The sequence below is a fragment of the Bacillus sp. FSL R12-0074 genome, assembly GCF_038005725.1.
GTDB classification, from domain to species: domain Bacteria; phylum Bacillota; class Bacilli; order Bacillales; family Bacillaceae_G; genus Bacillus_A; species Bacillus_A mycoides.
The window spans coordinates 3,091,119-3,113,886 of sequence record NZ_JBBOTR010000001.1; the positions used below are offsets into that span (position 1 = coordinate 3,091,119).

Below are 22,768 nucleotides of genomic sequence, written 5' to 3' on the forward strand. Positions count from 1 at the left end.
TAAAGATAAGATGCAGATAATGTCGATTTTGTTTAAAAATGATAAAAACGTGTAGAACGACAATTCTACACGTTTTTATTTAAATAGAAGAAAAATAATACTCCATCTTCTGTATTCGAAACACCATATTCCGCGCCATGCAGCTCTAATATATTTTTTGAAATAGCAAGGCCCAATCCTGTTCCGCCTTTGGAACGTTGACGAGACGTATCTCCTCGATAAAAACGATCCCATATTTTCTCTAAATGTTCTGGCGCGATATGAGCCCCTTTATTTTCTACACATACTTTTATACGTTCATTTTCTTCTAATGTAGAAATAATAATATTCTCATGTTCTGGTGTATAACGAATCGCATTCGTAATAAAGTTAGTAACCACCTGTTCTATTCGATGTGGATTTGCAACTACCTCAATTTTAGAAAGTTGTTTATGGACATGTAATTGCTTAGCTGTTATATCCGAGGTTAATTGCTCACATATATAATCAATCATCTCATCAATATAGAAAACATCCATTTCCATTTTATACGTACCAGACTCGAATTTTGCTAACTCCAGCATATCAATAATGAGCATATCCATTTTATCTACTTCTTTTGACATTGCTTTAAAGTAATACTCCTTTTTATTACTAGCAACACCATCCTCCAAAATTGAAATACAGCTCTTCATAATACTTAAAGGTGTTTTTAACTCATGTGAAACACCAGCGATAAATTCTTTACGTGTATTTTCTAATTGCTTTTCTTTCTCTATATCTTGCTGCAATTGATTAATATACGAATGCAAAGCCTTAGAAAGTGTATTAATATTTTGTGATAAAGCACCTATTTCATCCTTTGTAGTAATAGGTATTGTCTCTGAGAAATCTAAACCAGCGATTTTTTTTGTAGTATCATTTATTTGTAATAGTGGTTTGGCAATTTTATTTGAATAATAGAACGATATCAAAACGATTAAAATCAAAACAAATATAATTAAATATACATAATAATCCTTTATCATTTGCACAGCTTCATCAACTGGCTGTAATGATGTCATAGCAAATATATAATTTACCTTACCATCTGCATCTTTTGTTGGTTTGATTAATAGTTTATATTTAATATCATTTTCTTCATAATCCACTATTTCTGTAGAAGTAATATTATTTGGTTTTTGATTTAATATTAAATCAACCTGAAATTGTTTTATTCTATCTATTAACACACGATTTCCATAAATAGAGTTAGTTCCTACAGTACCCTCCGGTAACTGCACGTTCTTAATACTTCCTGCTAAATATAACTGTGAATTTCCTTTTGAAGATGCGGCTTTTGGGCCATATAACTTCTCTGACAACTGCTTGTTCTCCAAACCAACATTCTTCTCTTTTATTGTTAACATCGCAGGGACTACTGCATCACCTTCCTGCACTCCATCGATAATAATATGATTCCCCTGTTCTAAACTATCTTTTATCCTTTGTATATCTTCTAAATTAACAAAACTATACAACGGTATCTGAATTAAACGTTCAGAAAAGGTCTTATTTTGGTTAGGATCTAACTGAATTTCTAAAGAAAAATCACTTGCATATTTTATATTCCCTACACTATCTAACGTTGTAATCCATGTCGCATTATCTTGGTAGAAATTTTGTTCCAATTCTTGAATCCTTTTCGCGTCATCTCCAGCTTTTATATATGCCTTTTCAAAGGATTGAATATTCGTTTTAATATCATTAACTTTTCGATTCGAATAATATTGCTTAAAAAATATGGTTTGTCCAATAAAAATAGTCACTAAAATAAGTGTGCATAATGCCGTAGTTAATATAAATAACTTTAATACAATTCCTTTTTTCATACCTGTCCCTCAAATTTATAACCAGCTCGCACAACAGTTACAATACAAGTCGCTTTTTGTCCTAATTTATGACGCAAATTACGGATATGACTATTAACAGTACGATCATCCCCAGCGAATTCATAACCCCAAATTTTAGTGATTAGTTGTTCTCTCGAAATTACAATCCCTTGATTTTGCATGAAATACGTTAATATTTCAAATTCTGTATGTGTCATACTTATGTCTTCCCCATCTACAGTTACTGTACGAGAAGGGAAATGTACATGGATACCACTACTAGTTAATGTGTCTGCAGTAGATACATTAACAGTGGAAGAATATCGGCTTTCAATTAATCGTTTTGCTCTTGCCAATAAAATAGGAGGACTATATGGTTTTGTAACATAATCATCTGCTCCCAGTTCAAATCCCAGTAAAGTATCATCCTCATCCACCCGAGCCGTTAGCATAATAATAGGTACATTAGATTTCTTACGAATTCGCCGGCAAACCGCCCAACCATCTAATTCTGGTAACATAATGTCTAAAATTATTAAATGCACCTCATGTTCTTCAAATATAGATAATGCTTCTTTCCCATCAATCGCCTCTAAGACGTTATATCCTTCGTTTAGTAGGTAATCCTTCATTATTTCACGTAAAATGTCTTCATCTTCTACAATTAAAATTGTTCTTTGCATATTTCATCTTCCCCACGATTAATTTTATTTTTATGAAGAAATAGTTCATTTTATATTTTAACCAATTAGAAATCTTTCACTATTTCTGTCACTACTAAATGCAACATAGTTATATCAAGATAATAGCATGCTGATATAAAGATAAAATGCAGAGATAACTGTAATTCTTCAGCAAATAATGAAACTCATCTTGAATCGAAAGATCCATACAAAAACGCCATCCTTTCTGTATATTTCTACAAACAGGATAGCGTTTTTTCATATTAAAGGTAGAATTATAAGGTAATATCAATTATAGGTAATACTTGATATTTAATTGATATTAGAACTTATTACTTTATATTTATCTTCTTTTGCAACATCTATAATTGCATCAATTTTTTGTTGTTCATTATTCAGCTCATGTCCTTCGATCCAAACTTTATATCCTATTTCTCCCACTACTCCAACTTTAGTTATAACAACATCTAACTGTTTTTCTTTTTGAAAATATTCAATAGCAGTTGCCTTTGCTTTTTCTTGAGTTTTTAGAAATTCTTTGTCACTTAATGGATCTTTCGTTGTTAATGTAATGTAAGAGACAAAACCAATAATAATCAAAGTTATGGTAGAAAGTCCAACTAAAAATATTTTTTTCATTCTTCTTCATCCTTGTCTATCTTTTTTTAAAGATTAACATAACATTTATCGTTTTTCAATAAATAAATATTGTATTTTACTATTTATTTATTGAAAACCTCTATAACTTAGACAAATATAAAAATCATTCCTCTAACTATCCTGATCTTTATCTCAATTAATCTATTACATAATGTAGAGTTATAAAAGAGTTTGATCATTATTAAAGAAATACAAAAATAAAAACCCCAATCTCTCTATATTAAAATTGAGAAATTGGGGTTAAGTTACTTAACAATATTTTTTATTTAAAACCAGTAACTGATTAATAATCCTGCTGATAATAAGAAGCCAAAAATCGTATTTGTCATCGCTGTTGATTTCATTGCGATGCGCATATACCCGGGATCCTTTGCTCCTTTTTTGAAGCTTTGAATAGCAGAGATTGGCTTTTTCAAACCTAGGAACATAACTAATGCCCAAGGGCTTATATAACCCATCAACACAATTACGGCAATCCATAAATAAGCAATGAAAAAGGCTACAGCTAGTGTTACCACTGCTTTTTCTCTCCCAAGGAGGATTACCAACGTCTTTCTTCCACCTTTAATATCTTCTTCGATATCTCGGATGTTATTCGACATGTTAATTGCACCGACTAAAATTCCAATTGGAATGGAAATCAATACACTTTCAATCGTTATCGTATTCGTTTGAATAAAGAAAGCAATAAGTACAAAACATGTCCCCATTAACAATCCAGAAACTAATTCTCCAAATGGAGTGTACGCAATTGGTAATGGACCACCTGTATATAAGTAGCCAACCGCCATCCCAATTAAACCAATAACGACTAACCACCAGCTGCTATTCATACAAATATAAATGCCAATAAATGCTGCTACCACATACAATAAAAGCGCAACTGTTAAAACATTTTTTGGTTTCAATCCATGACGGACAATTCCACCACCGATGCCAACAGAATCAGCGGTATCTAATCCACGTTTGAAATCATAATACTCGTTAAATAAATTCGTTGCTATTTGCAACGCTAAACATGCAACCATCATCGCAATAAATAAAAGCCAATGAATTTCGGCAACATAAAGTGATGCCACTGTCCCTAAAATTACAGGAGAAAACGTCGCCGTTAATGTATGTGGGCGCGTCATCTTCCATATTAATTTAGCGGAACTAATTTCTTTTTCATTCCCCATAACTCTGTTCAATCTCCCTACATTTTAAGTATAAAATCACTAGAAGTATCTTTCTTTCTATTTCTTGATTCACATCCATTAATTATATCAAATAAATGATACCCCTTCTAACAAATCTAATAATAGTAAAGTAAAAAATTTAAAATTGAATTACTATTAAGCTAACAAAACTAAATTCCTTTAAATGTGGTACCGTCACCTGCCCATCAACTTAAGAAAACAGATCCACCTTAAACGAAAAAACGAGCTTTTTTATTGCAAGTTAGGGCAAAACCTCATTCTGGAGGTAGCTCTATTTTCTTAGCTTGATAGCGATGTGATATAAAATTAAGATTGTTCAAGTCAGAACAAGGCACTCTATGATTGATTTCATTTTATAAGGAATCCACTGCAGAAAAAGAAAAAGAATTCAAATTAACTCCACACAACACCTCGCCTCTCGTATTCCATTCTATATTCAACAGCAGCTGCAATTTTGGGACTTGCAAACCTTTCCGTGATCCAAAGACCTAAATCAATTCCTGAAGTAACTCCTCTTGCAGTAATAATATCGCCTTGATCCACAATTCTGTAATGAAGAAGTTCTGCCCCATATTGACTAATTTCACTCTGCGCCAAATGATGCATTGTTGCCTTTTTATCATTCAATATACCGGATGCAGCTAGTAACATACCTCCAGTACAAACTCCCGCAACAATCGTTCCTTCATTTTGCATCTCTCTAATCATTTTGGTCAAAGTTCCAATCTCTGCTTGCTTTCTCGCCCCATGTTCAGCTTTATGATTCCAGCCACCGCCGGGTACAATTAACAAATCTGGACGATTATCCATTCGTAAAAAATCATGTAGTTTAACCGTAACTCCAAACGAAGTAGTAACCTCTTGTTTTGGTTCACTAGAAACTAATTCAACCGTAAACGGAGCCCCTTCTTCTATCGCTCTTTTCAATACCTCAAAAGGTGCAAAGGAGACAAGCTCTCCAAAACCGTCAAACACTACAATTTGTATTTTCATTTTTAGAACACCTCATATGCTTTGTTTTATAAATCCCAAAAGAGAAGAAATATTATCTACAAATTAACAATGAAGACAACCTTTCTCCCCTTACTCTATAAACTTTCAAATGTTCCTCTAATTCTCTCCCGTCACCTAATAGACTCATCGTCTTTTTAACGAAGTTCCAATTTAAACTACCAGATAACCATAGCAACGAAGAAAGTCTTTTATACTCATTTGAAGTTAAAATGTTACTAGCTTTATACCCTTCTAAAAATGCTCTAGCAACTTCCGGACATACTACATGTGACTCTATTCCTTTCGTTCGAGAGTACCATTTTATTAAAAAGGCTAATCCTTCAATGCGATCTACATATCCAATCGATTCAAAATCTATAATTCCTTTTACACATTGATTTGAATCCCATATGACATTTAAAGGATTTAAATCAGTTTGTACAATAAACTCCAAATCACTCGTATGTGCACATTCTATATGATACTTAGCTAAATCCATATACCTCTGCAATTCCTTACATGTACCACCCTTATTTTCTAATAGCTTTATAAACTCACCATATCCATCTAAATGAGATTTCTTTTGAAAAGTCGAGCTTTGAAACGTACTAGAAATATCATGTATCTTTCTTGCTTCTTTTCCGAAGGCTTCTGCCATAATTTCTGTACAATGTGTAATATGTTCCCCTTCAATCCAAGTAGACAATACAAACCGGTACTGTTCACCATTCCAAGTAACAAATGTAAATGACTCTCCCGCCATATTCTCCTTAATCTGCATAAATGGTATTCCATGCTCTCGTAAATAATACGTAAACCGTACTTGCTCTTTCAATTGTTCATTTGATAACGTCCCAAAGGCCGGATTGATTGTTCGTTCGCTATTTATAAACCGTGCGGAATACCGATTCCCATTCACCATGATTTTATAATGCAAATCTGTATGCCAACTGTCCTTATGTAATTCTTCTTCCACTAGTAGTGAATGAATTTCTTTAAAATAATTTATTAATACGTCTTTGATTATTTGTTTCATCCTTTTTTCCTTTCATGTGAGAACCCTCGATGATAGGTTTGTAACATACACTTAATTTACTCAAAAGGAAAATAATAACCAACATAATTAAACACATTTGTAAAACCTACATTTTCTACAACGGCCACAGAAGGCTTATTTATTTCCATGCAGTCCCAATATGGAATGATATTATTCTCCAAACATTCTTTTACGAAACTATGAGCTATCGTTTGAGCTAATTTTCTCCCTTGGTGACCTTCTATCGTTTCAATATCTATACAATGTATATTTTCAAAAACAAACCCTGAAAAACAAACACTTACAATCATGTTGTCAAAAACTATACAATAGCCTATTCCCTCGTTAAAAAATTCATCAGGTGAGGACCAAAACTCTAAAATTTTTGATTGTAAAAACTCCATGTTCTTCAATGCATCTCTTTGATTTTCATAAAGAGTTTTGCTCATTTTCAACACTGTATACCCTGGTTCAATTTTAGGTTCATGATTACCTTCATAATCCTCTTCCTTTAGCGTATACACTCTTTGATTCCAACTCTTTAATTTACGATGTTGAAATATTTTTTCGATTGTTTTATTCCACTTTGAATGATTACCGATTGCTTCAAAGCAATTTAGTCCTACCTTTCTCACCTCAGGTTGTATCATATCATCAATAAAACTACTAATTTCATTATTAAACTTTTCATTTTCTGCACTTCCTATAAAAAAGAATCCATCGTTATTCCCTAACCAAATAAGTCTTGAATTAGGAGAATAGATGTTATCTACAAATATACGACCAGGATTCACCCCTGCAATTACAGCCTTTACTTCTAATTGCCCTTTTTCATTTACTAAACTATTACATTTATAAAAATCAGTCTTGTTTAATTCAGAAATCATATGTTATCCCCCCCTGAAACTGCTCTATTCTAACTTTACCACCATGACAAAATATTCTCTAATCGTTGTAATAGTTGTTTTAAACCAATGAAATATAAAATAAAAAAGAGCCAATCCCTATAAAATAGAAGATTGACTCTTTACTTTACTCCCCTGTTTCAGAAAATCGTTTTATACGTTCTCCTATTTCATCGCGAACACGTTGAAATTCAGACCATTCTTTTCCTGCCGGGTCATCAAATCCCCAGTGAACACGATTTACGTGCGGAGGTGTCGAAGGACAAACAGAATCCGCATGACTACAAAGGGTAACAACTAAGTCAGCGTTATTTAAAATATTTACATCAATTATATCTGATGTTTGATCTGTTATGTCGATATTTACTTCTTTCATCACTTTAATAGCATTTGGATTTACTCCGTGTGCTTCGATTCCTGCAGAATATACATTCCACTTATCTCCTACATATTGTTTGCCCCATGCTTCCGCCATTTGGCTTCGGCATGAATTTCCTGTGCATAAGAAATAGATTGTCTTTTTGTTTTCCATGTTGTTTTCCGCCTTTGTTTTTAAATTATACTGGTTGATCATTAAAATATTTACGCTTAAACCAAAAAGCGACGTTTACAAGGGCAATCATTACAGGTACTTCCACTAACGGTCCGATAACAGCTGCAAATGCTGCACCCGAATGAATACCAAATACACCAACTGCTACAGCAATTGCTAACTCAAAGTTATTACTACCTGCTGTAAATGCTAACGTTGTAGTCACCCGATAGTTTGCACCAATTTTTCTTCCCATAAAGAAAGAAACAAAAAACATCACAATAAAATAGATTAATAACGGAATTGCTATTCTTACTACATCTAATGGTACACTAACAATCATTTCCCCTTTTAAAGAGAACATAACGATGATTGTAAATAATAATGCAAGTAATGTAAGTGGACTAATCTTCGGTATAAATACCTTTTCATACCACTGTCTTCCTTTTAACTTAACTAGTACAAAGCGTGTTAACATACCTGCTATAAAAGGAATTCCCAAATAGATAAATACTGATTTCGCTACTTCTATCATTGTAATATCGACAATAGCCCCTTCAATCCCTAACCATTCTGGAATGACTGTTACAAACACGTATGCATAAACGGAGAAGAATAACATTTGGAATACTGAGTTAAAAGCTACTAAACCTGCTGCATACTCTTTATCCCCATCAGCAAGGTCGTTCCAAACAATTACCATTGCAATACAACGTGCTAAACCAATCATAATGAGCCCGACCATGTATTCTGGCTTATCTGGAAGAAAAATAATTGCTAAAACAAACATAAGTACAGGACCAATAATCCAGTTTTGCACTAAAGATAAAACCAATACTTTTACATCTTTAAATACCCGGCCCATTTCCTCATAACGAACTTTCGCCAACGGTGGATACATCATGACAATTAAACCAACAGCGAGCGGGATAGACGTTGTTCCAACTTGTAATGTATTTAGTCCGTCTACTACACTAGGAAACACAAACCCTAAACCAATCCCAACAGCCATAGCTAGAAAAATCCATAGTGTTAAATATCGATCTAGAAAAGATAAACGTTTCATTTTATTTTCCATCTCCTATTAACAACAAGAATTTTTTTCTACTACGTTAGAAGTCGTGCAACAAGATGTATCTTCAATTTTATGAACATCACTATGTGCTTTTGTATAAAAGAATTCCCACTCGTTCCCATCAGGATCTGTTACCCAAAACTTATCTTGAACCGCATAGCAACAAGTCGTATCCATCTCATCACGTGCAAAGAACCCTTCTTTTTCTAATCTTTCTTTATGCAATGTAATCTCTTCAGCTGTATCCACTTGGAAACCGAAATGATTTACCTGATTTCCCTTCACTTCATCTCGTACGTTCAGCGTGAAATTAAGTCCTGGCGTCTCTAATAAAAATTTTGCATAATCCACTTTCACCTTAACTGGTGACACACCAAATACCTTTTCATAAAATTCAATAGACTTCTCTAAATCCGTAACATTTATACCAACGTGAACATATCTCATAGCTTATTCCTCCTCTTTAAATACTATTAATCAATTTTTTTTGATTAATAGTGCAAAATTTTAACAGCAACTACCTTTGCCTGTTTTTCTAAAGATACAGCATAATTCTTCTGATAATAAATTATTTACTTCCGCATCATTTAAATCATAATAACTCCACGTACCTTTTGTTTCTTTTACAATTAAACCTGCATCTAATAAAATCTTTAAATGATAGGACAACTTAGATTGCGTCATTTCAAAAATCTCCGTTAAATCACATACACAAGTCTGACCTCGCTGGCAAAGTTCATACATAATCTCTAACCGTTTCTGATCAGCCAACGCTTTAAATTTTTTCTCATAGAGCTGAAAATCTTGTGCCACTGTAGTTCACTCTCCCTTCATCAACTTTTTTTGATATTTATAGTATATACACTATTTAGTTATTTACGCAACTTATTAATCAATTTTTTTTGATTAATACAACTTCCACTCATCATATCCATGCCACCATTAAAAAAGACCATAGCCTTTTCAAAAATAAAAAACTATGGTTCTTTTTACAACTTAATAGTTACAATATTTCCGAGGAATGGAGTCTCTATAACTGTTTTAAATTTTAATTTGACCATTATAGAGTAGTGCCCCATCACCATCAAGCTAAGAAAAACAAATACCCCCAAATGAAAAAAATCGATATAACTCTTCGGCAAATAAAGATAACTCTTGTTTTTCGTGCATATTCATAAAAAGCACGTCACCCTTTCTCATTAACATAAGAGAATAGTAATGTGCTTTTAATTTCAAAAATAGTCTAAATCCTTAAGTTGATGGTTGTGGGGCGGGACCCCAATAAGAACGGTATCTAAGGTTGTATGAGCGGTGTTAGTTCCATTCCAAAGGCCTCAGCCGACGATTAACTCAAGTACCGATTTCGGATGACCCCCATGTGATGAAGTTCGTGTCCTGCGATGCCGTACGCGAGGGCGCGCGCCGTAATGCTTAGGTTGTTGGCTGTGCCCTTGCGGGTCCACGCCTCCGCCGGTAGCCCGCGCAGCAATGTGATCGTTGATTGCCGTACGGCCCGGTAGTCTTCGGCCAATTGCGCGGTTGTCCAGCTTCCGAAAGGAGGCATGAACAATTCCTGATCGAAACCAGTCAGAGGCGTCTGGTCCCCTCTTGCGAATCGGAGCAGGCGGTAGGTCATGACGCGTTCCGAGTCTGCAATGTGACCCACGACTTCTTTCAGCGTCCATTTTCCTTCAGCATACCGATACACGTACTGGCTTTCGGTCAACGATGCCAGGAGCTCGGTCATTTGCTTTTCCTGGGCCAGCAGAATATCGATGATGTTACCGTCCGGTACCAAACGGATATATTCGCCGGAGTTCCCGGCGTATTCTTCTTCTGACGGTCTTTGATTCATGCGTAGTCACCTCTTATATGTAGATATAGAAAATTATAGCACTCGTCTATGTCTAATAAATTCGCGAAATGATAGAACTGTCCTTCTAATAATTGAGGATAAGCAACTATTTAGTTTGTCGGTCGCCACACTATCCTGATTCGTTAGCACAATAAGCAATGTTAATCAATAATGCATAAAAATTATCTGTTATACAATATTTCGAAGTTATTAATATATAAAGGTAACACCTTCTTTTTTAATTTAAAGATGGATTTTCAATTATATTTTGAAATGAATCGGAGTAACACACACTAGTCTAACTACTTTTTTATAAACATCGTAACATTATTTCCCCCCATATTGCCATCAATTTGAGAAATGTATTCTTCTCAAAAATGAAAATCGACCTAAGATCCTATGGACAACTATGAAAGGATGAAATTTTCGTTTTGGGGATATTTCAGAAGTATAGCTTGATAGGTATGGGGTGGGACCCCATACAGTACGATTTTATTTCAAAGACACAACGATCTTACTACACACTGTTTATTTATCCCACACTCTCATCTGCTAGTATTACTATTTTTTATTACTAATGTTGCCGTTTCACTCGGATGGCTAAGAGGAAAATGATGGCCATATGGAACAAAATCAACCTTACCAAGATGCGATGGAGCAGAATAGCCTCTGTCATACTCCCCCCAAATAATGTGAAGATTATACTTTGTTACTTCATTGAAGTCACCTTGATCGTTTTTCAGTAGTAAACTGTTAAGCTGAACCGTAGTATTTAAAATTCTAGGAGAAGTAAAACTGTTACTTATTTTTTCGATATAATGTTCAGGGATGCTCTCCATACTTTCAAACAAACCATTACTTAATAAATAACGCCCTATCAAATTAGTAGTTGCCAATTTTAATGTCCATTTGTTCATAAATTGGGGAACATTTAGCGATTTAGCATTTTTTTTAGCAACAGGTGGCTGAAGTAAAGTGATTGAATACTTCTTATCTATGTACTCTTGTACCAATGCTTCCAGAAGAATAAACGCACCGAATGAATGGCCAATTAGATGTGCACCATTAGTAGCTTTCTCCAATAACTTTTTCACTACATCCAAATAGATATCTAGAAGATTTTTCTCTTGTTTAAAAGGAGAACGTCCCAAACCTGGAAGATCCAAGATCCATACAGGTTGACCAGTTTTTTCATGAAGCTCTTGTGCTAAAGGAAATAAATCCTCTCCATCACTCAATAAACCATGTAATAAAATAAACGGTTTACCCTCTCCTTGTAATTGGTAAAGGGTAGTGTTATCGCATAATGTTCGTTTAAATAAATGATTATGCTGGCCATTTTGATACATCATTCGATAATCCAGATCAGCTACTACGGCAGGGAAAAATTTCATTACACTCGTCTTCTTAAACCAATCTCCTCCCATAATTTTTTTCGCTGAAACATTTGAAAATTTTCGTTTTGTAATAAAATTCAGTCCATCAGAAGGAATTTTTGTTATTTTACTTACTCCACTATTCATAATTGCTTTCATAAGTGGCATTGGGACAGAGATTTTTGGTGCCCTCATATTCATACTTTCCGACATAATACTTAATAATTCAGCAATGTTCTGATCGTGCTGTTTGTCTTCAACAAGTGTATATGTTTGAATAGTCGGTTGCTCCAATCTGAAAACCTGCACAATAAACTTCGCAAGCTCATCGTTTGAAATAAGTGGTAACCTATATCCCTTACCTCCAGGAATCACTGGCATGAGCCCTCTTCGCATACTCATCACAAGCAAACCTAATCCTGCTATCTGCTCTGTACTCCCTGTTTTACTACTACCGACTACAGTTGGCGGATTAATTACAGAAAGCGGATAACCTACTGCTGATGCCTGGTGACGGATATAAAGATCTGCTAAAAATTTTGTTCTCTCATATGGATTTTTCATTTTCAAATAATTGTTTCCTTCTTTAAACACATCAATTGCAATCTTGCTATTTTTATCATCAAAGGGACTCATATAACCTACAACATGAATAAATTGTTGCAAGCCCTTCAATTGATGAATACTTTTAGCTAATTCACTAATATGTTTGGCGCCATTTAAAAATACGGAAGCTGCCTCTTTACTTGTCACTTGAATATCCATGGGGCCTCCTGCGTGAATAATCACATCCGTTTTCAATATCCTCTCCTTATCTTCAGCACCTAGACCTAAATCTATTTTCGTCAAATCACCTTCAATAAAGTGCATAACTGCCTTTTTTAAGATGCCTCTTTCTTGAAAAATGCGTGTTGCTTTACTTTTCGACCTCACTAAAAGAAGAATTTTAACATCCTCTTTGGCTAATTCTTTCACTAATTGCTTTCCAATAAAGCCTGTTCCACCAATTAAAAATACTGTTCTCATATAAAACCTCCTTTTTAGTACTATTCAGTACTAATTTGATGTAAAAAAAAAGCTTCTTTTATCGAAGCAAGTTAAATAAATGATCTGCTGTTTTCGTGATTACAGTTGCATCCTTCAATGTTTCTGAAATAAATAACGCTCCTTCAAGATTTGTAATAAAAAGTGATGCAACCTCATCAATATTAATCGTATTTCTGAATTCTCCATTCTCTCCCCCTTGTTTAAGTAATAGAGAAACTTTCTTTTGTAATTCTGTAAAAAAAAGACCTATTTTTTCTTTTATTTGCGTGGCCTGTGTAGGACTTTGAATATAAAGAGTAATAAATGGACAGCTCCCCTTATACTCTCTCGACTGAACTCCTTGTGATAATTGCTTTAAAAACAGTTGGATACGATCTTCAACTAAAAATTGGTTCTGAGAAAGTACGTCATCAATTGCAGATTGATACATTCCAATCCAATAATCAACGACCCCTTCTAATAATACTTCCTTATTAGAAAAGTGATAATACACATTAGACTTTGAAACTTTGCTTACACGTACTAATTCATCCATACTTGTATAAGCAAACCCTTTTTCTAAAAATAATGTTGCAGCTACTTCAATCACACGTTTTTGATTCATTAATTTTACCTTTGTCATAACTAGAACTATATAGTACTAATTTAAATGTTGCAAGTATTTATGTTAATTTAGAAAAAAGTTTGATTAAAAAAGTTCCACTAACATTGATTTTACTGCAAAAAAATCTTATTTTGAATAAAGTTGAACTGAACCCCGAAATTGTTAATTCACTATCGTCTAATAGGGGTCACCATACATACCCAGCAACTTAAGAAAAAGAAATGCCCCCAAAACGAAAAAATGAGCGGCTTCTCAAAATAGCTATCTGTAGAGAAAGAAAATTTTAATTTAGGGGGATATGAAAATATTAGATTGATGGGTATGAAGTAGTGCCCCTATAAACAAAATCCTCCAGAAACATCTAAAATTTGCCCTGTTACCCAGCGGCTATCAGAAGAAGCAAGGAATGCTACTACATCTGCAATATCTTCAACTTGCCCTATTCGTCCGAACACAGATGAATTCGTAGCAAAATTTCGTATTTCCGGATTATCTAGCAATTTCGCATTTATATCTGTCTTCGTATATCCAGGCATAATTGTATTCACTGTTATACCTCTTTCTCCAAGATGTTTAGCTAGAGGAAGTGTCATCGTATTTAGTGCACCTTTACTTAAACCGTATGCAATGGACCCTGCAAAACCAAGTCTTACTTCAGCTGATGAAATGTTAATAACTCGCCCCTCCGCTCGTAATAACGGTAATGTTTGCTGAATTAAGAAGAACGGTGCTTTAATATTTACAGACATAATTTCATCAAAAACTTCTTCTGTCGTATTTTCAATTGTTCCTTGTGTACCTATCCCTGCATTGTTTACTAAAATATCAATCTCTGATGTACCAACTCTTATTTGTAATTCATTCTTCAATTGTTCTACTATCTTTTTGACACCATCAATTGAATTGAAATCCGCTTCAATTAAGAATGCCTTTCCTCCATTTGATTCAATCTCACTAATTGTTTCATCTGCAGCTGCTTTATTTCGACCATAGTGAATCGCAACTAATGCCCCATCTTTCGCCAATCTTATTGCAATGGCACGGCCGATGCCGCGACTCGCTCCCGTTACTAACGCTACTTTTCCATCAAGATTCTTCATTTTTTTCATCCTTCCTAAATTTCCGTTTAATAAATCCTATACTTATATTTTTAAGCAAATACTAATAATTTTAAATATAGATTTATAGGTAATTTAGTTCCTTCACTTATGATATTATAGTTATAATTTACGATTTACTTTAGAAAATAAAAAAGGGGGGCTATCCAATGCAAAACGCAGTAAAACTAGATGAAATTGACCATAAAATTATGAACTTGTTGTATGAAAATGCGAGAATTTCCGTTTCAGAAATAGGACGAATTATATCCATGACGCAGCCCGCTGTAAAAGAACGCATTAACAAGCTTGAAGATCAAGGGGTTATAGCTGCTTACCGAACGAAATTTGAGCCTTCCAAAATTAATAAAAACATCCAAGCATTCATTATGTTCAAAACGAGTCAATGCTCTGATTTTATCCAATATTGTAATGCCGCTCCTGAAGTAACAGATTTATATCGAATTAGCGGGGAATTTAATTATATGATGAAAGTCATGAGCGATTCGATGGATTCTCTCGCTGCATTTTTAGACTCTTTAATGCAATTTGGATTATCATCTCCTTTAATTGTTTTAAAGAGTGAATTTGAAGAGAAATTGTCGTTCTGATAAGAGGGTACTAAGGTAGAAATATGAAGTGTATGTGGAAAAATTCTTTTATAATATAATAAAACCAGCCATAGGCTGGTTCTTTTTTCATTCAATTTCCTACTAAAAAATCCCGAGTATAATTCTCCTTCTTCCCTATCCCTGATTCTTCCGCTCCTCCCTAAACTCCTCCTTCACCTTCTCTAACAGCCCTTCTTCTGTAATTAATCGATACGCTGTATTTGCTAGTGCTTTTGCCGATGTGATTAGCGCTTTATCTCCAAGTTCTGAACGTGCTGCTTCTCTAAATTCATTCGTATGCGCAATTAAGTCATCTGGTCCGATTTTAATGTACGGATGAATTGTCGGTACAACTTGGCTTACATTTCCTGCATCTGTTGAGCCAATTCCTACTCTTTCTTTACGGTTTACCTCTTCACCTAGTAGTTCTAACTCTTCGGCTACGACGTCATTAAATGTTTTTGTTACGAGTAGTTCATCGATTTCATTTTGGAATTGATGAATTTTTACTTTTGTGCCTGTTGCTAACGCTGCCCCTTGTGCAATATTTCTTACTTTTTCTGTTACTTCCGCACATCTTTTTCTCGTTGCAGCACGGATGAAGAAGCGTGCCGCAGCATAATCCGGAATAATGTTAGGTGCTTTGCCACCTTCTGTAATGATTCCATGAATTTTCACATCTGATGGGAGTTGTTGGCGAAGTGCATTAATACTGTTATACAGCTGGATAATCGCATCTAATGCGTTAATTCCTTCTTCTGGTGAGGCTGCTGCATGAGCTGTTTTTCCGTAAAAATGAAAATCAAGTGGATCGACCGCTAGTGATGGACTCGTTGGAGCTGTTTTTCCGCTCGGATGAATCATAAGCGCCGCATCAATGTTTTTAAATAAGCCAGCTTTCACATAACTCGATTTTGCGCTACCATTTGGCCCGCCCTCTTCTGCTGGTGTTCCGAACACGACAACTTCTCCGCCAATTTCTTCAAGCGTTTCTGATAATGCGATCGCTGCTGCAACGCTAATTGTGCCAATTAAATTGTGACCACATGCATGACCTAGTCCTGGTAAAGCGTCATACTCCGCTAAAAATGCGATAACTGGTCCTTGTTTCCCGGAACTTTTCCGCGCGATAAATCCTGTTTCATGACCAGCTATATTGTGCTGCAACTGAAATCCTGCGCTTCCTAACAACAAACTTAACGTTCTTGATGCGTAAAATTCTTGGTTACCAATCTCCGGATTCGCATGAATATTATGACTTGTTTCTATGTACTTTTCCTTATTTCTTTCTATACTCTCTTCAATTGTTTTTCTTTGTGACGTTACTCCTGTCGCTCCCATTTTTCTTCCTCCTTTTATTTTCACGTAAAAAAGCCTCTTTCTAAAAGATAGAAAGAGGCTTCTGTATATACAGTCAAAATGAGCTTCTTTCTTATCTTTCAAGTTACCTTGCTGGAATTGGCACAGTATTCATAAAGAATCCGCTGCCGAGGTGTCATAGGGCCAGTCCCTCAACCTCTCGTGATAAGAATTTTCATAAAATTGTATTAAATTATTTTCATTCTAAGTTCATTCCAGGCAAAAGTCAAGGAATTCCTATCTGAATTTACCGAATATCTAAAAACCCTTTTAATACGCCAATTGTTTCAGGTGCTTGTAATCTTGCACATATGTACGGAAATTCCATACTACCTTCAAACATCATTTGAGATGTAAGAGGTGCTCCTGCCCAAAAGATTTCATCATCGATTACTATAAACGGGAACGCTTTGTTTTGCCTTTGTAATTTTACATTTTTTAATGGAACTGGTCCATCACTATACACCGTTATTTGCGCATTTGTACGCATTAACGCTTGCCATACTCGTTTATCTACTTGCCTTGTACTTGGAAGTGAAATGATAATTTTTCGTTTTGCAGCTAAAATATCTTTCAATAACCCTTTCGGTTCTTCAAGATTCATTTCCATAAACCAGCGTAAACGTTTCGAGATTTTTCGCTCCCACAATTGTCTTGATGTCGTGCGATCATACACATCTCCGTGACGTTCTATATGAGCTGTTAATTGCGATAACGCTTGTTTTCTCGAAAGATTTTTACGCATGTAGTGGCAATCTGATAATTGAATGAACTTCCCTCTCGCCCTTGTCACTGCAACGTTGACGAGGCGATGGTTTTTATGATCAAAGAATAACACGCCAGGGCGTTCTTGCGGATAACTATCTACCGTATCAAAGATCATCATATCTCTTTCAGACCCTTGAAACTTATGAACTGTCGCCGCTAAAACTGGTATGTTTTGACATTTCGTTTTCTGCAACATTTCTCTAATACACGTTGATAAAAAGCGGGACTGTGCCCTGTAAGGCGTAACTACACCGATAGATTGAACACCGTCTAACAATCCAATTAACATCATTTGCATCGCTACTAAACCAGACATAATATTAAAACGAGAACCGGAAGCAGCGTCTTTTAAAGAAAAGGCTCCCATTAAGCTCGTATCAAATAAAACACTCGCCTCATTTGCGAACGGTTGCAGTTTCGCAAGTTCTTTACGCTCTGAAACAGATGGATGATCGTATACTCTGTTTTTATAAATAAATGAATTCGTAAACTTCGATATATCCGTATGCATACGTCTTTGCTCCTGCAGCATAAAAAGGTTCGGATGTGCTTCTGATTTATTTACAGAATCAACAATCCCTGCATGATAAAACATATCTTCACCGAGCCATTTTCGAACGAGTTCATGGTTCGCCATCGCAATCGGAGGTAACTGTAAAAAGTCACCACAAACGACAATACGTTTCCCAAGTGAAGCAGCTAATGCGATTTGCGGAACATAAGCCATACTTACTTCATCTACGACAACTAAATCAAATGTACGCTCATAAATAAGTGAATCAATTGCACATTTCGATAAAGTCGCACCGATTACTTTCGCATTTTCAATGTATTCTTTTTCTACTTCTTTAATTTTCGCTTTTTGCTTTCGAAGATCACTTTCAATCTCTTGTATACGCTTCTTATCAGCAGAAGTCGCTTTATATGATAAAACCTTTTCACGAAGATCTTGTCGTGTCTCTTCTAAATAGAGTCTTTCTTCTCCCCAAGATCCATTCGTCGTTTCAACTAACTTCGATGCAAGTAACGTTTCATGATTTCGTATATGTTCATGTTGACTATAACCGTAACGAACAATTTCTCCAGGCGTCCATTTCCTCTTCTTCTCAATTTGCTTCGTTACTTCACTCATTAATACGTCAACTGCCGCATTACTATGAGCTAACACAAGTACCGATTTTCCTTTTTGATAATGAGCAGAAATAATACGCGATAAATTGTAAGACTTCCCTGTTCCCGGTGGTCCCCACACGTACGTTGTTGGATTGTAAAAAGAACGATACGCCAATTCATTTTTCGTATTTTTCATCTTTTCAATATGTTTCGGACTGCTCGTCCCATCAACAAGACGCTTTATACGATTACGTTTTAGCTTATCTTTATGTGCCTCTTTCAATCGCTCTTGTAGTTGTTCTAACAATTGCCACGGTTCACTGTATAAAACCGCTTCTCGTATTTCACCTTGTATATAATCATTTAATTTCAGTTCTATTTCTAATCCATGTACAGATAATACTTCCCCCGTCGCTTCCTCACCATCGAACTCAATTCGAATTGGTGAACCTTCAGGTAAGCTTACTTCCGAAATAAGCTGAAATACGTATACTGTACTTTCATAATCTGTATATAAAAAACGACCGTTCATGATAGAAATTTTACTACCACCTATCGTTTTCCAATGTTTAATTTCATACGCTAATGCATAATGCCACTCTTTCATCGTTGCCGATAATGAAGGAGTTTGAGTAGGTGTATTCATCGTATAATCTCCTTCCTTCTCCCCAAACATACTTTCTCACTATACCATATAACACGCTAAAATTTGTAAGGTTTTTATCTTGCTTATTTTCTTAATTTTCAATAATATATTGTATATAATTTTCAGAAAGAAGGAAGGAATCTACATGCCAGTTAGAAGAATCGAACACGTTGGACTTATGGTTGCAAACTTAGAAACATCTATTTCATTTTATGAAGAAGTAGTCGGCTTACAACTCATTAAACGTATGGGACATCCAAATCCAGACTTAAAACTCGCTTTTTTAGGTGTGGAAGAATCGAAAGAAACGATACTTGAACTAATTGAAGGTTACAACTCTTCCCTTCCGGCAGAAGGAAAAGTACATCACATTTGTTTTAAAGTGGATTCATTAGAGGATGAAATCGAAAGCCTAAAGAAACACAAAATAACCTTCCTACTAGGAGAAGAAATTGAAACATTACCAGATGGAACACGTTACATATTCTTCGCTGGTCCTGACGGAGAGTGGATTGAGTTTTTTGAGACGGGGAGATAAAGTAAGACTTTAATTAGGGAGCTTTTGCGGGATAGAAAAAGAGCCGGAATTCCGGCCCTTATCTTTGCAAGTGCGCAACCAGTAACAATAAAACACACCTTCAATCCGAAAACTCACCTATAAAAAAACAATCATTTTGTTAGGAGTAAAGAATGATAAATACAATCTATGTTATTGTCTTTTGGGTACTTATACTATTTCCAATCCTTTATGTAATCATGATAAAGCATTGGAATATAAAAATAGTTGCCGTATTTATTGGAAGGATTCTATTAAGTATCGTCTTTTTCTTAAATGGAATTTATGTAGGACTGCAACGAAATTGGGCAGAGCCTCCCTATGAAACAGAATGGGATTTCTTTATAAAGTCTTTGCAGCATGGGAAAACGGAAGCACTTATAGAAGTATTACTTCTAATTATTATCATTACTTTGGACCTAACAATTATATTTTATTATAGAAATAAAAAGAAATAGGGTATTTTCCCTATTTCTTTCTTTACTGGGGTACCGCCCATAACCATCAAGCTAAGAAAAGCGAATACCCCAAAACGAAAAAAATGACCTGAATTCTCATAAATAACTGTTGTAGTGATATAAAATTTTCGTTTTAGGGATACTTCAAAATATTAGCTTGATGAACATGGGGACGAGCCACTAAAATACAATTCCCCTAGAAATTTTCGCGCTATATTCTCTTTTATTTATGATAGTTGATTAACAACACTTTCTAAAAATTTGTCTACCTTTTCTTTTGATGTATCCGGTGTATGATAACCAATCGTAAATGTAAGTCTTCCATTATAAAAGCTTGCACCCATTGAAAAGAATGGCGCATACATAATGGGTGATGTCATATACCCGTCCTCAGCTTGAACTTCACCAAACTGAATAGGTTCATCAGCGATCACCCCGAAATTTGTCAGTAACGGCAACGCCATCCCCATCTGTAAAGCCTGCTCGTATTGCTGATTATACATTTCCTTCACCACAGATAGCTTCATACCTGCCAGTAGCTCCATTCCTGCTGCTGAAGACAGACCTGGATTTTGAGACTTTATTTTATCCATTGATTGTTTAATTCGAACGAGAGTCTGATTAAATGATTCATTATCCTCCATTTTAATCACTGGCATTTCCATGCCGGATAAGTTGCAAATAGCACCAGTTGTATAATTAGGCAGATATCGACGTAAATCAATTGTTAAACCGATCATTTTTTCTGCGGTGCGAGGTTCTGCATACACAGTGAAATGTGATAAAGCTCGGAAGTATGCAGTCATGATTACATCATTCAAGGTAGCCTGTTGTGCTTTTGTCCATTGGGTTAGACGTAGAGATTGCTCATGGCTCAACCGCCGTACGGACATTTGAGGGGATTTATTTTTGTTGGGTTGAGATGGAAAAGACCATAACGATGCCTGTTGTTCTTGGTTAGGACGATACGCGCTTTTTATGTCCGATATTCCAGCATATTTGAATACATGTGATTGATCTCGAAAACTCTCATTTCCCTCACCAAATTCCTTCATAATTTGATTCTTAGATTGTCCCAAGGAAAGTTTAGTATAAATTGCTCCAAGCAAATTAATATATTCCTTGACCCCTGCGCCATCTGAACATAGATGAGATAATTTCACAACTAACATATCTGTTGTAGTGCCTCGTAATAATTTTGTTTGAACCATAGGCCCCTGAATACGATCACCGGGTTCCTTAATAAAGTCTATTGCCATTATTTCAAGTTCTTGATTATTTCCTTCTGCAAAAAGGCAAATAGGTGAGTTAGTGGCAGATGCATGTTCCTCCCAGTAAGGGATATCATTTTCTACAAACCGGCTGTTCAAAACCGGCTGCAATTGTAACGTTATCCTTACTGATTGTTCAAGTATTTCCTTTGATATACCTACAGGAAAATAAAGAACTGTATTAATTTGTTGATCTGCAGAATAAAGACCTAATACATAATTCATTCGATCTTGAGGTGTTACTGAAAACTTTCTTTGTTCCATAATTTCGTCCCCCTTTTAAGACTTTTTTGTATAACCTTATTCTCCATATGGTTGTAAATTTTCTTCAAGAGTAAATAATTATTATTTTTTGAATTTTTCACAAAAGTATCTTTTCCGTACTGGTTCCATTCTTTTTACGGCTCTTTGTAGGTGATATAACCATTATTTTATTATTATTAACACTTACTATCTCCCTCTATAAAATCAAACGAAAATCTATTTAGTTTATATATATACAAACATTTTACAATTGTGTTTGGTAATTATCAATAGAAATAAATTATTTTTATGTTTTTTAATAAAAAACAATAATATAATACGTTTAGGTGTTACTTCATAATAAAAGGTTGATGGGCATGGAGGACCACCAACCTTTTATCATATTTCTTTAGATGTTTGTATTCATTATTACATTGTTTACAAATAACTCCTGTTTGCACTTGTATCACCTCATCATTTTCAAACTTCCAAACTAACTAGGTCTTCATAAAGTGAAACTTTAATCAGTAGGGGGTTTTGTTCATCCCAACTGATTATTAGCCTTCCCAATCGGGTGTTTACGGGCAGCAGGGCTCTCACCTAACTTCTTTGTTCCAGCTGAATTTTGAGGTGGGAGTTTTACTGCCCACAAATAGCGAAAAAAAGGAGCCGGAATTTTGGCCCCTTTTTTCGCAAGTGCAGCAACGGTTTGAAGAACCGTAACCTTCAACCTAAAAATTCACCCAGATTAAGAAACAATCATTTTGTGAGGAGTAGAAAATGATGAATACAGTCTATATTTTTGTTTTTAGATGAGTGTATTTCTTAACT

21 protein-coding genes and 1 riboswitch are annotated in these 22,768 nt (G+C 35.0%); of the genes, 3 read left to right on the forward strand and 18 right to left on the reverse strand.

The features are described from left to right. Positions 1 to 65: 65 nt before the first annotated feature. The 15 genes from NSS97_RS16130 to NSS97_RS16200 all read right to left on the reverse strand — a co-directional run bounded on the left by NSS97_RS16130 (position 66) and on the right by NSS97_RS16200 (position 14,915). A complete protein-coding gene (locus NSS97_RS16130; protein WP_341113369.1) occupies positions 66 to 1,850 on the reverse strand; it encodes a sensor histidine kinase in 1,785 nt (594 codons plus the stop codon). Further along, complete coding sequence (locus tag NSS97_RS16135) at positions 1,847 to 2,533, reverse strand: response regulator transcription factor (RefSeq protein ID WP_088031549.1); 687 nt, start codon at positions 2,531 to 2,533, stop codon at positions 1,847 to 1,849. The genes NSS97_RS16130 and NSS97_RS16135 overlap by 4 nt, the downstream gene beginning before the upstream one ends. 312 nt (positions 2,534 to 2,845) lie before the next feature. Continuing rightward, the gene (locus tag NSS97_RS16140; protein ID WP_341113372.1) at positions 2,846 to 3,172 is read right to left on the reverse strand and encodes a hypothetical protein; all 327 of its coding nucleotides are present in this window, start codon (positions 3,170 to 3,172) and stop codon (positions 2,846 to 2,848) included. Positions 3,173 to 3,459: 287 nt separating this feature from the next. Then, positions 3,460 to 4,371, reverse strand: a complete 912-nt coding sequence (menA, locus tag NSS97_RS16145; RefSeq protein WP_044438462.1) for a 1,4-dihydroxy-2-naphthoate polyprenyltransferase — start codon at positions 4,369 to 4,371, stop codon at positions 3,460 to 3,462. A gap of 414 nt (positions 4,372 to 4,785) precedes the next feature. Beyond that, positions 4,786 to 5,385, reverse strand: coding sequence for a DJ-1/PfpI family protein (locus NSS97_RS16150; protein ID WP_044438464.1), 600 nt, complete (start codon positions 5,383 to 5,385; stop codon positions 4,786 to 4,788). Positions 5,386 to 5,437: 52 nt separating this feature from the next. Continuing rightward, positions 5,438 to 6,421 (reverse strand): phosphotransferase enzyme family protein, encoded by a 984-nt coding sequence (locus tag NSS97_RS16155; protein WP_341113374.1) that lies wholly within the window; start codon positions 6,419 to 6,421, stop codon positions 5,438 to 5,440. A 56-nt stretch (positions 6,422 to 6,477) separates the two neighbouring features. Next, positions 6,478 to 7,308, reverse strand: a complete 831-nt coding sequence (locus NSS97_RS16160) for a GNAT family N-acetyltransferase (protein ID WP_341113377.1) — start codon at positions 7,306 to 7,308, stop codon at positions 6,478 to 6,480. Between the two features lie 145 nt (positions 7,309 to 7,453). Then, the gene (gene arsC / locus NSS97_RS16165) at positions 7,454 to 7,858 is read right to left on the reverse strand and encodes an arsenate reductase (thioredoxin) (protein ID WP_113770554.1); all 405 of its coding nucleotides are present in this window, start codon (positions 7,856 to 7,858) and stop codon (positions 7,454 to 7,456) included. Positions 7,859 to 7,883: 25 nt separating this feature from the next. Continuing rightward, entirely contained in the window at positions 7,884 to 8,924 is a 1,041-nt protein-coding gene (gene arsB / locus NSS97_RS16170; RefSeq protein ID WP_148706583.1) for an ACR3 family arsenite efflux transporter, read from the reverse strand. An 18-nt stretch (positions 8,925 to 8,942) separates the two neighbouring features. Beyond that, entirely contained in the window at positions 8,943 to 9,380 is a 438-nt protein-coding gene (locus tag NSS97_RS16175) for an ArsI/CadI family heavy metal resistance metalloenzyme (RefSeq protein WP_044438473.1), read from the reverse strand. A 60-nt stretch (positions 9,381 to 9,440) separates the two neighbouring features. Further along, complete coding sequence (gene arsR / locus NSS97_RS16180) at positions 9,441 to 9,746, reverse strand: arsenical resistance operon transcriptional regulator ArsR (protein WP_000046014.1); 306 nt, start codon at positions 9,744 to 9,746, stop codon at positions 9,441 to 9,443. A 532-nt stretch (positions 9,747 to 10,278) separates the two neighbouring features. Next, positions 10,279 to 10,788 carry a DinB family protein gene (locus tag NSS97_RS16185; protein WP_107886632.1) on the reverse strand — a complete coding sequence of 170 codons (510 nt, stop codon included), beginning with the start codon at positions 10,786 to 10,788 and terminating at the stop codon, positions 10,279 to 10,281. A 545-nt stretch (positions 10,789 to 11,333) separates the two neighbouring features. Next, positions 11,334 to 13,190 carry an alpha/beta fold hydrolase gene (locus NSS97_RS16190; RefSeq protein WP_341113387.1) on the reverse strand — a complete coding sequence of 619 codons (1,857 nt, stop codon included), beginning with the start codon at positions 13,188 to 13,190 and terminating at the stop codon, positions 11,334 to 11,336. Positions 13,191 to 13,248: 58 nt separating this feature from the next. After that, entirely contained in the window at positions 13,249 to 13,815 is a 567-nt protein-coding gene (locus NSS97_RS16195) for a TetR/AcrR family transcriptional regulator (RefSeq protein WP_341113390.1), read from the reverse strand. Positions 13,816 to 14,150: 335 nt separating this feature from the next. Next, complete coding sequence (locus tag NSS97_RS16200) at positions 14,151 to 14,915, reverse strand: SDR family oxidoreductase (protein ID WP_131929160.1); 765 nt, start codon at positions 14,913 to 14,915, stop codon at positions 14,151 to 14,153. 167 nt (positions 14,916 to 15,082) lie between these two features. Here NSS97_RS16200 and NSS97_RS16205 point away from each other — a divergent pair, with 167 nt between their 5' ends. Next, complete coding sequence (locus tag NSS97_RS16205; protein WP_001178569.1) at positions 15,083 to 15,523, forward strand: Lrp/AsnC family transcriptional regulator; 441 nt, start codon at positions 15,083 to 15,085, stop codon at positions 15,521 to 15,523. Between the two features lie 135 nt (positions 15,524 to 15,658). Here NSS97_RS16205 and NSS97_RS16210 read toward each other — a convergent pair whose 3' ends face one another. Further along, positions 15,659 to 16,864 (reverse strand): M20 family metallopeptidase, encoded by a 1,206-nt coding sequence (locus NSS97_RS16210; RefSeq protein ID WP_044438483.1) that lies wholly within the window; start codon positions 16,862 to 16,864, stop codon positions 15,659 to 15,661. Positions 16,865 to 16,952: 88 nt separating this feature from the next. Further along, a riboswitch (SAM riboswitch) is annotated at positions 16,953 to 17,054 on the reverse strand. Between the two features lie 75 nt (positions 17,055 to 17,129). After that, on the reverse strand, positions 17,130 to 19,439 hold the full coding sequence (locus NSS97_RS16215; RefSeq protein ID WP_341113393.1) for an AAA domain-containing protein: 2,310 nt from the start codon (positions 19,437 to 19,439) through the stop codon (positions 17,130 to 17,132). Positions 19,440 to 19,554: 115 nt separating this feature from the next. Here NSS97_RS16215 and NSS97_RS16220 point away from each other — a divergent pair, with 115 nt between their 5' ends. Both NSS97_RS16220 and NSS97_RS16225 read left to right on the forward strand, forming a co-directional pair. Then, positions 19,555 to 19,947: a VOC family protein gene (locus tag NSS97_RS16220; protein ID WP_044444161.1), complete on the forward strand. Its 393-nt coding sequence runs from the start codon at positions 19,555 to 19,557 to the stop codon at positions 19,945 to 19,947. Between the two features lie 152 nt (positions 19,948 to 20,099). Further along, entirely contained in the window at positions 20,100 to 20,423 is a 324-nt protein-coding gene (locus NSS97_RS16225) for a hypothetical protein (RefSeq protein ID WP_341113396.1), read from the forward strand. 227 nt (positions 20,424 to 20,650) lie between these two features. On the opposite strand, the gene NSS97_RS16230 is transcribed toward NSS97_RS16225, so the two are convergent. Beyond that, positions 20,651 to 21,958, reverse strand: a complete 1,308-nt coding sequence (locus tag NSS97_RS16230) for a condensation domain-containing protein (protein WP_341113398.1) — start codon at positions 21,956 to 21,958, stop codon at positions 20,651 to 20,653. Positions 21,959 to 22,768: the final 810 nt, after the last annotated feature.

Bases quoted from the DNA above. Each gene is read 5' to 3' on its own strand.
- NSS97_RS16130 (WP_341113369.1), bottom strand. From the start codon at position 1,850: ATGAAAAAAGGAATTGTATTAAAGTTATTTATATTAACTACGGCATTA.
- NSS97_RS16135 (WP_088031549.1), bottom strand. From the start codon at position 2,533: ATGCAAAGAACAATTTTAATTGTAGAAGATGAAGACATTTTACGTGAA.
- NSS97_RS16140 (WP_341113372.1), bottom strand. From the start codon at position 3,172: ATGAAAAAAATATTTTTAGTTGGACTTTCTACCATAACTTTGATTATT.
- menA (WP_044438462.1), bottom strand. From the start codon at position 4,371: ATGGGGAATGAAAAAGAAATTAGTTCCGCTAAATTAATATGGAAGATG.
- NSS97_RS16150 (WP_044438464.1), bottom strand. From the start codon at position 5,385: ATGAAAATACAAATTGTAGTGTTTGACGGTTTTGGAGAGCTTGTCTCC.
- NSS97_RS16155 (WP_341113374.1), bottom strand. From the start codon at position 6,421: ATGAAACAAATAATCAAAGACGTATTAATAAATTATTTTAAAGAAATT.
- NSS97_RS16160 (WP_341113377.1), bottom strand. From the start codon at position 7,308: ATGATTTCTGAATTAAACAAGACTGATTTTTATAAATGTAATAGTTTA.
- arsC (WP_113770554.1), bottom strand. From the start codon at position 7,858: ATGGAAAACAAAAAGACAATCTATTTCTTATGCACAGGAAATTCATGC.
- arsB (WP_148706583.1), bottom strand. From the start codon at position 8,924: ATGAAACGTTTATCTTTTCTAGATCGATATTTAACACTATGGATTTTT.
- NSS97_RS16175 (WP_044438473.1), bottom strand. From the start codon at position 9,380: ATGAGATATGTTCACGTTGGTATAAATGTTACGGATTTAGAGAAGTCT.
- NSS97_RS16185 (WP_107886632.1), bottom strand. From the start codon at position 10,788: ATGAATCAAAGACCGTCAGAAGAAGAATACGCCGGGAACTCCGGCGAA.
- NSS97_RS16190 (WP_341113387.1), bottom strand. From the start codon at position 13,190: ATGAGAACAGTATTTTTAATTGGTGGAACAGGCTTTATTGGAAAGCAA.
- NSS97_RS16195 (WP_341113390.1), bottom strand. From the start codon at position 13,815: ATGAATCAAAAACGTGTGATTGAAGTAGCTGCAACATTATTTTTAGAA.
- NSS97_RS16200 (WP_131929160.1), bottom strand. From the start codon at position 14,915: ATGAAGAATCTTGATGGAAAAGTAGCGTTAGTAACGGGAGCGAGTCGC.
- NSS97_RS16205 (WP_001178569.1), top strand. From the start codon at position 15,083: ATGCAAAACGCAGTAAAACTAGATGAAATTGACCATAAAATTATGAAC.
- NSS97_RS16210 (WP_044438483.1), bottom strand. From the start codon at position 16,864: ATGGGAGCGACAGGAGTAACGTCACAAAGAAAAACAATTGAAGAGAGT.
- NSS97_RS16215 (WP_341113393.1), bottom strand. From the start codon at position 19,439: ATGTTTGGGGAGAAGGAAGGAGATTATACGATGAATACACCTACTCAA.
- NSS97_RS16220 (WP_044444161.1), top strand. From the start codon at position 19,555: ATGCCAGTTAGAAGAATCGAACACGTTGGACTTATGGTTGCAAACTTA.
- NSS97_RS16225 (WP_341113396.1), top strand. From the start codon at position 20,100: ATGATAAATACAATCTATGTTATTGTCTTTTGGGTACTTATACTATTT.
- NSS97_RS16230 (WP_341113398.1), bottom strand. From the start codon at position 21,958: ATGGAACAAAGAAAGTTTTCAGTAACACCTCAAGATCGAATGAATTAT.